The 13,361-nt window shown below is 30.7% G+C and carries 10 protein-coding genes; 7 read left to right on the forward strand and 3 right to left on the reverse strand.

The genetic code is table 11. The annotated features are described in order from the left end of the window. The first annotated feature begins 121 nt into the window (after positions 1-121). The 6 genes from C7447_RS10420 to C7447_RS10445 all read left to right on the forward strand — a co-directional run bounded on the left by C7447_RS10420 (position 122) and on the right by C7447_RS10445 (position 7,345). Positions 122-1,180 (forward strand): hypothetical protein, encoded by a 1,059-nt coding sequence (locus C7447_RS10420; RefSeq protein WP_148870452.1) that lies wholly within the window; start codon positions 122-124, stop codon positions 1,178-1,180. A 6-nt stretch (positions 1,181-1,186) separates the two neighbouring features. Beyond that, on the forward strand, positions 1,187-3,151 hold the full coding sequence (locus tag C7447_RS10425; RefSeq protein WP_148870453.1) for an AAA family ATPase: 1,965 nt from the start codon (positions 1,187-1,189) through the stop codon (positions 3,149-3,151). Positions 3,152-3,166: 15 nt separating this feature from the next. Next, a complete protein-coding gene (locus tag C7447_RS10430) occupies positions 3,167-3,802 on the forward strand; it encodes a hypothetical protein (protein ID WP_148870454.1) in 636 nt (211 codons plus the stop codon). 26 nt (positions 3,803-3,828) lie between these two features. Continuing rightward, complete coding sequence (locus tag C7447_RS10435; RefSeq protein ID WP_148870455.1) at positions 3,829-5,064, forward strand: DUF6638 family protein; 1,236 nt, start codon at positions 3,829-3,831, stop codon at positions 5,062-5,064. A 3-nt stretch (positions 5,065-5,067) separates the two neighbouring features. Further along, positions 5,068-5,589, forward strand: coding sequence for a hypothetical protein (locus C7447_RS10440; protein WP_148870456.1), 522 nt, complete (start codon positions 5,068-5,070; stop codon positions 5,587-5,589). Between the two features lie 64 nt (positions 5,590-5,653). Next, positions 5,654-7,345, forward strand: a complete 1,692-nt coding sequence (locus C7447_RS10445) for a DUF4199 domain-containing protein (protein WP_148870457.1) — start codon at positions 5,654-5,656, stop codon at positions 7,343-7,345. 62 nt (positions 7,346-7,407) lie between these two features. Here C7447_RS10445 and C7447_RS10450 read toward each other — a convergent pair whose 3' ends face one another. From C7447_RS10450 to C7447_RS15050, 3 genes are all read right to left on the reverse strand, one after another. After that, positions 7,408-11,265 (reverse strand): T9SS type B sorting domain-containing protein, encoded by a 3,858-nt coding sequence (locus C7447_RS10450; RefSeq protein ID WP_148870458.1) that lies wholly within the window; start codon positions 11,263-11,265, stop codon positions 7,408-7,410. Next, a complete protein-coding gene (locus C7447_RS10455) occupies positions 11,262-11,618 on the reverse strand; it encodes a hypothetical protein (protein WP_148870459.1) in 357 nt (118 codons plus the stop codon). Before C7447_RS10455 ends, C7447_RS10450 begins: the two co-directional genes overlap by 4 nt. Positions 11,619-11,712: 94 nt before the next feature. Next, a complete protein-coding gene (locus tag C7447_RS15050) occupies positions 11,713-12,669 on the reverse strand; it encodes a bifunctional helix-turn-helix transcriptional regulator/GNAT family N-acetyltransferase (RefSeq protein WP_148870460.1) in 957 nt (318 codons plus the stop codon). Between the two features lie 156 nt (positions 12,670-12,825). On the opposite strand from C7447_RS15050, the gene C7447_RS10465 reads away from it, so the two are divergent. Next, positions 12,826-13,356 carry an NADPH-dependent FMN reductase gene (locus tag C7447_RS10465; RefSeq protein WP_148870461.1) on the forward strand — a complete coding sequence of 177 codons (531 nt, stop codon included), beginning with the start codon at positions 12,826-12,828 and terminating at the stop codon, positions 13,354-13,356. Positions 13,357-13,361: the final 5 nt, after the last annotated feature.

Genomic DNA, 13,361 nt, shown 5'->3' on the forward strand with positions numbered 1-13,361 from the left:
CTCTCTTCGAGGAGCTCCAACAATACCTCAATCCTTAACGTGAGTGTATTTGTTGATGTTAGTAATAAAGCAAACAAAAATTACAGTTTACAAACTATTGTAAATTGAAGACAATTTTAAAATGTCCATAAATCAGATTGTAACACCTTTAGATTCGGCTGTTCTAGATTCAAAAGAGCAATATGTATTTTACCATAAAATGGTAGATTTTGTCTTAAAAGAATTGATAGTTAAAGTGCAACAACAGCAGTTGTGTAATCATCAAGAACTTACTTTTTTTAAGCAATACTGTGATTTACTTTTGTACTCTATTGAGGCAATGCGTATAAAATATATGTACGACGAAGAGGATAATATGAAAGTAGATTTAACCGATTCTGGTTTTCCAAATTACTTGGAATTTAGGTATTTGCACAACGACTTAGAATTGCGTAATGAATATATAGACAGGCTTCAAGACACTCATTCTTTAAAAGTAGAATTTCTGGATACTTTATTACGTAAAAAAGAGCCTGTTAAAAAGAGTAGATTATTTCAAGCATCTTCAGTTGTATATTATTCGTCAGTAAATCAGCAATACATATTCAACAGGTTTGTGCAAGGTAAAATTATAGAAGCGCCAGAAAATAGTAATGCTAACTTAATGACAAGTTGGAGTTTTTATGATGTAAGTAATAACCGACCTTACGTTTGTTATATGTATTTTGATTATGATGGTAAACGTATTGAAGATCAAAAAGAAGAATTATATCAGGTTTTAAAAGAAAGTGCAGATAGAGAAATGCCATTAGCTACAATGGCCTATAATATTGATAGAAAACTAACAAAAATTTTCCCAAAGCATATAAAAAGGATCGATTTGGGTCCGTTGCATAATGTGTTTGCAAAAGATGAAAATGAAATAACACATGCTGTTTTAAGCGGAATTGGGAAAAAAGAAATTCCATTAGAATCGTATGCTTTATCTCTTAAAATTGATGCCATTTTTTCTGGGGATACTTTTAAAGAAGGAGGTTTTTTTTCTAAACAGACGATGCAAAAATGGAGTGATGTAATTCCTCAAAAATATGTTTTTGCACCACATAGAATTATACAATTACTACACAATAAAACACCTGAGGTATTAAATAAATTAGCAAAACCACCAATACAAGTAGCAGATTTAAAAATTGATATTTAAAAAGATATGGAACACAACTCAACTTTTCCTATAAAGCAAAATGAATTAGATATGCTTCGTGATGAAGCTAGCGGATATTTAAAAAGCATTCAATGGGAACAAGGACAAAGAGCTAAGAATAAAGATAAAAATGCGAAAGATGAATCTATTTTGTTGTATTTGTCACGCGCAAATAATGGAGGAGGATCATCAGAAGTTACCTCAGTTTCTAAAACTATTTTAGCCTTAAAAAAACGATTATTACCTGATTCCATAGCTATTCCGGTGTATTTAAATCAAACTTTGTACGCAGTTCAAGAAGGGCTAACTTTAGGAATTTGGATTAAAGATAGTTTTTACGATGCGTCAGGTTTATCTGGTTTAAACGAACGTAAATCAGCATTAGATTCGAATGGGAAACGTGAGTTTGAAAGTAAAATGCAAACAGCTACTGCGTTTCAATTATTTGCTGCCTCCTATAAAATTTTACACGATTTAAAACCATATTCATCTGATGATTTATCTGTAATGAAGCAGAAGTTTGCAGGAATTCCAGAAGTGTCATTTATATCGCCATTAAAAGGAATAGCTTGTATTTTGTTTTATTATGATAAATATTTAGGACATCCAGATATTATAAAGTCAGATAAAGATGTTATTGATTTCACGGTTGTGTATTTTGAAGCGTTAATTGATGAAATTCAGTTGCGTAAAAGTAGTTTAGAGTATACCGAAACAATTTTAGATAGAACTTATAAATTAGAAAAAAGTGATTTTGCTGTTTCTGGTTGGGATAATGTTTTTGCAGGAACTGCAAAAAGTGTAGAATTTAATAAAATACAATTTGAGCAAATTGTAGGTAACCGAGATGCAAAGCATTTTGCACGTCGTTTAACAGAACGTATGTTAAGCTACGATTTTGAGGCAAAGAAAAATCCGTTTCAAGAATTAGGTGGGTTTATGCCTGTGTTTATGGGGTATGGAATTCCAGGAACAGGAAAAAGTATGTTGATTGCTGCGATTGCAACTCGATTAAAAGAGCATTGCGATAATTTAGATATTCCGTTTTTATTTCATCCAATGCCTGATACATTAATCTCTACATTTCAAGGAGGTTCTGCTGAAAAAATGGTAGAGTGGATGAAACCCATGCAAGATCCAACGAAACTAATTTTTGCACCGATTGATGATGCAGAAAACAATTTACAAGAGCGAACAACTCAAGGAGTTTCAGCAGGTGTAAAAGAAGTGATTGGAGTTTTCCTTCGATATACGGAAGGAGCGTACGCAGTAAATTACGGAAATAGTTCTATCGGATTATTCACCAACTTACCAGAAATGTTAGATAAGGCAGTGATTTCTCGTGTACAAGGTCGTTTTAAAATTGACGGAGCGAGAACGGAACACGATTTCTTAGACCAAGATCATTTATGGTGGCGAAAGTTAGATAAAACAATGCCTGATTTTGTAAATATGGCAAGTCCAGTAGACTATGAGTTTTTGAAAGATCAAGGTTTAGCTAAAAATATGGGAGACATTTTAAGTAGTGTTAATAAACCAACTGAAGAACGTGTTTTAGAAGCATATGATAAGGCAGAAAAACAACATAAAACCAATGATCATCTGTTCTATGCAGCCTTATATAAAGAAATTCAGAAAGTTTTTCCATTTTTCTCATCAAGAGATGTACGTAACATTCAGTCAGCTATTTCATTGCGTTTAACAGATTTCGATTTAGAGGAAGATTGGTTTGATAAACCAGAAATATATTTTAAACAGAATTACGAAACGAAGTTTAACATGTTGCAAGAATTGATGAAATCAAACATGAAAGGTTTAGATTTTTCTGAAATTAGACGACAGGAAGTAGTGCGTTACTTAGATAATGTGGCTACCATTGCCGATACTGTTTTTAAACGTAAAGTAGATGCGAGAGTAAGTCAATTAAATATTGATATGGAGGCTAGAGAACAGTTTGAGAAAAGAGATTAATTTTTTAAATTAAAAATGAAAGAGGTTCTACTTAAATATTATTTTCCTGTTTTTGGGTTAGCTTTAACAATGATTGCTCCAATTGCAATCTTAAATTATAAGTCTGAAGACCTTTTAGATATGATTATTGGTTTATCTATACTATTAACTCTTATAACTCTATTTGTAGGGACATTAAATTATAAGTTTGGAGATAAATTTAAAATAAAAGCACAAAAGAGTGCTTTAAAGAAAGAGTTGTTTAAACAATTTATTTATAATGGGTTTGAAGATAATGGAGTTTCAGTTTTTGGTTATATTGATGATTATTCAATAACTATTTCAGCAGAACAAGATTATCAACCGAGAAAATGGATAAAAATTATAATTTTGTTTAATCCTAAACTAGAAAATCAGTTTATTCCAAGATATGTTTTTAACAAACTATATAAAGAAGGTAAGAGAAATTATTCTTGGAACTCAAATAGTTTAATTATCGAAAAAGTTTATGGCTTTAAAATGCCAAAGTATACAAGTCTAAAAGATATAATTGAAGATGCTATTGGTATTTTAAAACAAAATAATATTTCTCCAATAAAAGTAGAAGATTGGAATTTATCAATAGAAGAAAGTGTAAAACATTACAATCAAATTTCAAGGTTAAAAAATTAGTGATAATTAGAGAAATTAGTGTCTAAATGCAAAAACTACAGCAAGCCAATTTATATAGAAGTGACTTAATTCCAATTAGTGGAAAACTTGTAGAACGTTACAATAAATGCTTGGTAAAATTGGGCTTTACGGAAACAAAACTACAATCATTTTCTATTGATGGAATTGGTTGGAGCCCAGAAATATCTGAAGAAAAAAACGATCCTCACTATTTAAACAATGGTGAAGCCAATCCACATTGTATTATTATAACTCCGCTTCAAAAAGGTTTACCAGTGTACAATCCGTTTCATTCTTATGATAGAGAATTGATGAAATTGGTGTTTAAGACGTATGAAGACAAAATTCAAGATATTACACGAGATTCAGCAATTTGTATTGATTTTGATCAAAATATAGATGTTTTTTACGATCCTTTAGATGTTTTAAAATACACAGATGTTGAGGTTAGTTTTCGTTTAATTGATGATTTAGACAAGGCAAAAGAGGAACAATTAAAGCTAATTGAAATTTTTAATAAAGAGAATAATTTCATAGATGAAAAGATTCATCAGCAATTGTTAGCTTCTGCTAAAAAGTATGGAGATTTAAGAGATAGAGATTTAGATTTAAAACCAATAATTTTCACTACAGATTCTTTTTATACAAAAGCATTTGGAGGTATTTATTTATTGCGTAACTTTCTAACACCCATCTTGGTTTTTGAAGATGAAAACACCTATAAAGATGCTATAGAGGATACAATTCATGATGTTTTAATGTATCAGGTGTCACATCCAGAATTAATGGCTAAATTAAAAGACCACTTAATTGTTGAATGTAATTTAAAAGATGAAATAACTTTAAAACGTTACGAGCGTATCAAAAAATATGTATTTTCTAAATATTTAAAAGAGGTAAATCATTCAATAAAAGATATTTTAGAAGACAAGATGTTGTTTAAGAGTTATTTAAATAAGATCGATATTAATGCTCGTAAACAAGTAATGAGTGTTGATCGTTATTTAGAAAAATCGAAAATTGATAGTCAAACTAAAATTAAAGATATTGTAGATAATGAAGTGTATTTCTCTTTACACAATCCGCATTCATCATTAAGAGCAAATCATCAGGATTTAATTTGGAAGTTATTGGTAAATGTAGCTCCGCAAGATGTGTTGTTTTTGTATTGGTACGATAAAGAAGAGTTTTACAAACAATACAAAACCTGGAATGACTCCATGAAAGATTGGGTTATTGAAACGATTAATAAAAATATTTAAACTATGACACTAGAACTTATGCTGTTTATTGCAGCTATACTATTTGGAATTTTACTGTATTGGAGAGAATCGACCGGAAATGTTTCTTATCGATTTTTTAATAAATTATTAAATTCTAAAGAATTACAGATGAAAGCGACTGATAAAAAAGGATTTGTTTATCAGCAGTCATTCTTATTACGTTTGGTGTTTATTTCAATACTATTTTTAGTTGGAATGGTAATTTTCCAATTTTTAATTCCAATAGAGATAGGAACCATTTCTCTTTTTGCTTCTATGATTGCTGGAACATTAATTGGAACCTATATAGCTGGCTTAATTTTTAAATCTAGTAAACTCATAGATGAACAAGCCGATTCTTTAGAAAACATTGTTCAAGATACTATAGAAAAAGGAAAAGATTTCATTGAAGATTTAAAAACAAATGATGTTGAGGTTAGAGAAAATAGTAAAAAGGTAGAAGAAGCCCCAAAAGAACAAGAAAAAAGTGCAAGAGAAAGATTAAAAGATAAGGGACTTTTATAACATCAAATTACACTTGATTCAGAATTTTAATACAACTATTTTAAGGAAATCAGAAATATAAAATATGATTAAAAGATATTGGCAAAAAGGAGCGAAGCAAAAAATCAGAGTAATTATTATTGCCATTGCTCTACTGGTTACATTACTTGTTCTAAGAGATGATTATCAACCAGGGTTATTATTTATTAGGAAGTATATTTTTATAATCTTGTTAAGTTTTTTAGTATTGTTTCTTGCAATAAGAAATTTTAGAAAAACAGCAAGTGCAGGAAAAAGGATAGGAATTTTTGTGTCACTAATAGTTTTCTTTGGTCTTTTATATGTTGTTGGTTGGCATTATAAGATGTACGATTATATGAAAACATTTAATGTTTATAATAATCTAAATCGCATTGAAATTAGTGAATTACCTTTAACGCAAAACGAAAGGATTCAACCGATGCGTAATATTTTTTCTATGGCAAATGAGTCTGTAGGAGAAACCAAAGATGTTTCCTTACCACATTTAGTGAGAGTAGATTCTGTAAATAAATGGACGATGGCCATTCAACCTACAGAAAAATATGTTTGGCAAGGAATTAACGACAATATAGAAGAAATTTTTGCAGTTTCTAGTACCACTCCCTTCCCAAGATTTTCTAGTGAAAATAGAATCCCTGTAACATTTTCTATCGGAGAGTCTTTAAAATTTAGTCGTAATACTTATAATGCAGTTGTACAACGTTTTAATATTTTTCAATTATTCACTTTGGAGCCGAGTGATACATTTTATATGAAAAATGATAAAGGAGCTTGGGTGGAAGTGGTGAGTTTAATAAAATGGAAAGGTTTTTTATTTCCATATCCAACTTTTGGAGGAGTGATGGTTGTTGAAAATGGAGAGCATGATTTTAATGATTATGTAGAACGTATATTAATAGGGAAAGGAACCTATATTTCTCCTGAAGAAATGAAAAATCATCCATATTTAACTAAGCAAAATACATTGTCTGAAAAAGTATCTCGTTTGCAAGCAGAATCATTGAAATTTATCGGAGGGTTTAGTGATCCGTTGCCATGGAATATGAAGACAGCAGTTAAAATTCCGAATTTACCAGATGATCAAAACCAGCAACCATTTGTTACTGATTTTGATTTTACTGATACGAATTTAGATGCGTATAGTGGTTTATATCACTGGTTTGGTTTAGAACCTGTTGGCGATGAAAGAACGAGTTTAACGTATAGTGTGTTCATTCCTGCTGATGGAACTGATAGGCTGTACTTTTATGATCATGGATCAAAAAAGCAAGGTTATGCAGGTGTTTCCGCTATGCCTTTAAAGATAATTGAATCTCGCAAAGAGTTTGATTGGAGTGTTAACAAGCCCGTAGAGTTTAGACCCTATATTAAAAATATTGCTGGTAGAAAGCGTATGTTCTTTTTAGGGACTATTTCGGCAGTTCGGGAAGGATCCGACAAGTTTGACGGGGCAGCGACACCTGATTTAGCTTTAATAGATAGTGAATATAGAGATGTGGTTTGGATAGATGCTAAACACCCAAGTCGATGGAATGATTTTGTATACGAACAATTGGGAGAAGCCTGGAAAGAAAGTGAAACAACAAATGATTATTTTAAAAAGAATCATTTTTCAATTATAGAAAAAAATAAAGTTCTATTAGATTCTATTCAGCTGTTAACTAAACAAAAAAAAGATATTGAAAAAATTAACAAACTTCAAAAACAAATAGACTCAATCAAAGGATTAGATTAATTGGGATGTATTCTCCTAAATAAAAACGACACCCAATTGGGTGTCGTTTTTATTTTATGAATCTATTTTCTGAGTAAAGAGAAATGGCCTTTTCTATTTCTGGTAATACCATTTCTATCGGTTATTTGGATGTTAAACCAATAATCGCTAGAAGGTAGGGCTTTACTTTTGTAAAGTCCGTTCCATCCTTCCCCATCCAAAGGTATTTCGGCAACTACTTTACCAAAACGGTTAAAAATATGGATTTTACTTTGTGGGTAAAATGTTGAATTAGCACCTTTAATTGTCCAAGTATCATTATAGCCGTCGTTGTTGGGGGTAAAGAACTTAGGGAATTCAATAATAGAGATGTCTATTTGAGCAACCCCACAGTCGTTTTTGTCGCGGACAAGAATTGTATAAACGCCACCTTCTAAGCCTTCGAAATTTGGTTCATCTTGGTAATTTCTAACAATAAAACCTTCTTCATTTAATAAAGCAAATTCATAGTTGCCAATGCCTAAATTATTGTCTTGATTGTTGATCGTGATAGTATTATTTTCAGAATCGTCTACTATGCTAATATCCTCTTCAATAATGGTTGCGATAATAGATTCTTCTACTATAATAGTTCTTGTACGAGTACACAAAGTGGTTGTATTTGTTGCGGTAACATGATAGTTTCCTCCTTGACTTACAATTAATTCAGATGTATTGCTTACCACTGTAGGATTAGTATCTTTTGTCCATTGGTAAGTATATACGCCATCTGGATTTTCAACTTCGAGAGTTATAGGGTCTAAATTTAAACATAGAATTTGAGGAGATGTTACTTGAAAACCAGGTAATGGGTTAATGATGATATCAAAGTACGTATCGTCATTTATACATCCTGTATCCTTGTTTTCTACACGAACAAAAATTCGTTGAGGGTTATTGATGTTTGTATAAGCCATTTTTTCAGTATCAGAAATAATATCAGTATTATTGATAGCTCCGTTTTGCGTAGTATGATAGGTGATGGTAAAATCATCATGTTGAGCAGCGGGATAATTGGTTAAAATATCAGGTTCTTGAATGGTAAGATCAATAGTTTGGATGATTCCATTAGTATCATCACTATCATCATCATTATCACAAGCAGATAAATTAGAGATATCAGTAACTAAGATATTAGGTTCTGGGTGAATTCTAATTAATAAGCTATTTAATCCGTATCTACATCCTGTAGTAGTATTTAACAGGCTAATCCATAAAGTTTCTTCTCCTAGGTTGTTTATAATTGTTGTTGTTGCAGGATTGTTGTCGTAACTAGTTTTATTAACAGCATTTACACCATCTAATGCGTCTTGTTGAGTTCTATGATAGCTTACTTCGAATTGAGCAGGATCTCTACTGTCTAAAATTTCGGCATCTTTCACACTTAAATCAATTTGTTGTTCGAGTCCGTTACGAGTATCATTATCTACCGCACCAGTATCGCAAACTTCTAAAGGCTCAATAGTATTGTTTATTATAGGTAATGGATTTATGACAACATTGAAAGATAAATGATCATTAAAACATGAAGTTGTGTTATTTTCAACGCGAACATAAATGGTTTGTGTACTTACATCTCCAGTGGTAAAACCAGATTGTGCAGTGTTTCTAAAATTAGTGTCGTTGGTAATTGGATTTGTACCTGCGTTAGCACCAGCAGCAGATGTGTAAAAAGTAACGGAATAGTCTGCTGGATTTTGAGTTCCCAAAATAGTTGGATTTTGAGTTGTTAAATCGATATTTAGATTCTCTCCATCCGTAAAACTGCCACTATCAAAATCATCACATAAAGTTATATCAGTAACCGTATTGGCTTCGGGTACTGTTTGTGTTAAAATATATAATTGTCCGATACCAGAACAATCGTTATTAATAGTATTAATAATTTTAATGTAAATAGGTTGTTGGGTAGTTGCAGGAACGTTCGTATTTCTATAGTTAACTAAATCTGTTATTTGATTGGTTACTGCATCTCTATCGGCCAATGTTTCAAAGAATAAAACATCTAAGTTAGGGCGAACCGCAATAGGAAACAATGCTTTTACTTCATCTTCAGCGTCACTAACATCAAAATTAGCAATGCCGTCGGTATCGTTATTATTAGCTGTGTCATTACCATCAGCATCAAGGAAATCATCACAGGTTTCAAACAATCGATCATAAGCAACATCTCCTGCAAAGGAAATAATAATATCTAATTGAGAAATACGGTAGCATCCTTTAGAAGAAATGGTTCTTACCCAAACAGAATCACCATCAGCGGCAGGATGGGAAATGGTATTGGTAATTTCATTAGTATCAGCAGTAGCATCTGCTAGAGTAGGGTAGTATTGAAATGTTTCGTTAGCATTATTTGCAGAGATATTGATTTCAGCTTGAGTTAAGTTAATATTTGTGTTAAGATCCGCATCGGTATCACATTGTGTTAACTGTGCAGGATTGTTAGAGATAATAGGTAGTGGGTTAACAATTAGGTTAAAGGGTTCAAAATTGGTTCCGTTTTCAGAAACAGCATTACAATCAACATTATCAACATTTTCAACACGAATGTAAATGGTTTGTTGATTTGCAATTGCGTTACGATAAGGGTTGTTTTTATCAATTACATCGGTAAGAGCATCTGTTTGTGCACCAGCCAGTGTGGTGTGATAGGATACGGAATATTGCGTAGGCGATAAGTTTCCTAAAATTTCATTGTCTTTACTTGATAAAATAAAGTTATTAAAAAAACCATCTGTATCTCCTCCACTAACAGTGTCATCACATTCAGGGTAATCTAATGGTTGAGAAGGTTCAGGAAACCCTGTTATAGAAAGTTTAAATTGAGTAGTGTCGAAACAAGCATTTGGTGCATCAATATTATGAATACGAACAAAAATGTCTTGTGAACTAAAGGCTGTTGGATTGGTATATGGATTTGATAAAGCGTTTGCGGTAGTATTATTATCAGCATCCGCTTGCGTTAAGAAATATACCACTTCAAACTGAGTAGGATCTTGAGTTCCTAATACTTGTGGGGTAACATCGGCTTGTAGATCGAAACTGTTGAAACCGTCGTTATCAACATCGCAAAATAAAAGATCATTAACAGTGTTCGCTATAGGAACTGGAAAATATGTGATAACGACTTCGTCGCTACCAGTATTGTTATTTACATCAGTAATAATTACTTTGTATATACCAGATAAATCATCATTAATTTCTAAAGTTGCATTTGTTTCACCAATAATTGTGTTAAAGCCAGAACCTGTATCTATTTGCCATTCGAAAGAAATGGCTGTTCCAGTTGTTGGTGTTGCATCTAAAGTTACAATAGTACCATTACAAACGTCTTGGTCTAATCCTAATTCTCCGGCAACAATAGAACAATCAGTAGAACCGCTAAATGGACCGCTTGGATCAGTGTTTTCCATTTTTATAAAACCTGTTGAGTTAGCATAATTTGTAATCAATAAAAGATAGTATTCTCCAGATTGTGCGCCATTTATTGAAAAATTTTCAATAGAATCAGTAGAATAACTACAGGCAATAGTATTAACAGCTGTTAAATTTCCACATACACCTGTGTTTATTTCGGTTTCTGTGAATGGTCCATAACATATAAAATCAACATCTAAGCCTGTTCCTGTAAAATCTGCACTAGAATTTTGTTCAATCCTTAGATCCAAATTACCAGATTGATCAATTTTAATATAATACCAAGCTGGATTTGGCTGTGTATCAAGGCAGCCATAATCAGGACCAAATTCTGATGATGCAACTCCGGTAGTGTTTTGAAAGTTTATTCCTGTATCTGAACAGAAAGGTTGTGCAATGTCACATGAAGTTCCTTGTGAATAGCTATTTGTATGATAAATAAATAATACAAGAAAGAAGGTCTTTATAAAATTTTTAAAAATCATATTTTATAATTTTTATAAGGTTCTATTTCTTTCTTTAATCTTTTATATTTATTTAATTGCTCTTTATTTAACAGATTATAAATTTTAATAAATTCCTCTTTTACGATTTTATTAAACTTAGATTCACCCTCTTTTGTTAAAGGCGTCTCAAATATAGAAAGCTCTTTATTGCTCACTAAAATAATTTTTTCAAAATTTTGATGCTGATTTTTTGTTAATTCTAGCTGTTTTGAGTAATTAATAAGAATGTTTTTTATATGATTTGGTTCAGAATATTTTTTATAACTTTCTTGTGCTTTTATTGATTTTATACTTAGTATAAAAAGAATTATAAGGAGTACTTTTTTTAGCATAATAAATTTTTACGCAATCTACATATTAAATGAAAAATATACACAAAATTATTTGTTTTTTACATGAACTAGCTCATAAAAATCAATAAAATTGTTATTGTATTTTCAGTTTCATTTTAATATCGCCACGTTTGTAAGGAGAATTTTTTTCCATAGGGATTTCAATAAAACCATATTTTCTGTATATATAAATGGCATTTTCTAAAATTTTGTTAGAGTATAGGATTAGTTTATCATAGTTTTTTTCTCTTGCAAAATCTATACAGTTTTGCATTAATTGTTGACCAATTTTATGACCTCTATGTTTTGGAGATACAGCCATTTTAGTTAATTCAAATTCATTGTTTTTATCCATAGGCATTAATGCTACGGTTCCAACAATTTCGTTGTTAAGCTTCGCAAAGAAGATATGTCCATCTTTATTTATTATATATTTATCTGGGTTACTTAAAACTTCTTCATCATAAGGTTCTACATAAAAATAGGTTTTTAACCACTCTATGTTTAAATCATAAAAATTCTTAGCATAAGAATCTTGATATGTTACAATTTCTAAGTTGTTTTTTTCTGTATTCATTTTTATATGTTCTATAATAGCGTCACTAAATCTTTTTTGATTAAACTTTTCTTCTAAGATGTTTAAATGTTCTATTAACGAATTTGAGGTTATTGTTGTGTATTCTTTTATTATCTGCTCTATACTATTCCAAATGGGAGAAATATTTTTTACAAGATCTTTTCCTTTTTTTGATAGGTAAACAATTTTCTTCCTTTTATCAGTTTTATCTTCTTTTAAAATAATCAGTTCTTTTTTTAATAATTTATTAATTACCTGGGTTGTTGCTGGTTGAGATGTTTTTAAACTGTTGTTTATTTCTGTGTTAGTAACTCCGTTTTTGTTTTTTATAATTTTAAATGTTGGAAATAGGTATGGGTCAAAATCAATATTAAACTCATCATAAACTAATTGACTTTCTCTCATCATATGTTCACTTAACCTTTTTAGTCGCGATCCCATACCAAGCTCTCCAAATCCTTGTAATGCATCCATAATTAAAATAAATATTTATATAAGTGCTTATGTAAAATTACTAACAACAAATTACTAAAACAAATTTAAATAGATTAAAAATGTTACCTAGAATGTATTTTCCATGGAAAATAAAATTATTTTTTATATCTTTGTATGGAATTTAAAAGATATATAATGAAAAAAATAGCTGTTTTTGGAGGGAGTACCAGTAAAACATCAATCAATAAAAAGTTAGCCACATTTGCCGGAAATTTATTGCAAGACACAGCTTTTATTGTATTAGATTTAAACAATTATGAAGTTCCTGTTTTTAGTGTAGATTTAGAGGAAGAAGAAGAATATCCTATTGGTGCAAAAAAGTTTAATGAACAATTAGATATCTACGATGGTTTTATTGTTTCGTTGGCAGAACATAATGGAACCTATACAGCTGCATTTAAAAATTTATTCGATTGGGCATCAAGAAAAAATAAAAAAGTATTTAGAGACAAGCCTGTTTTATTAATGGCTACGTCACCAGGAGCAAAAGGAGGAGCATCTGTACTAAATTTCGCTAAATTATCGTTTCCAATTTTAGGAGCAAAAATAGAATCGACTTTTTCATTACCAAGTTTTAATGAAAATTTTAAAAAGGAAGTTATTACGGATAAAGATTTTTTAAATCAATTAAAAGAAGCGGTAAAACAGTTTGAGAAATCTTTATAAAACTA

The sequence above is a fragment of the Tenacibaculum adriaticum genome (assembly GCF_008124875.1).
GTDB classification, from domain to species: domain Bacteria; phylum Bacteroidota; class Bacteroidia; order Flavobacteriales; family Flavobacteriaceae; genus Polaribacter; species Polaribacter adriaticus.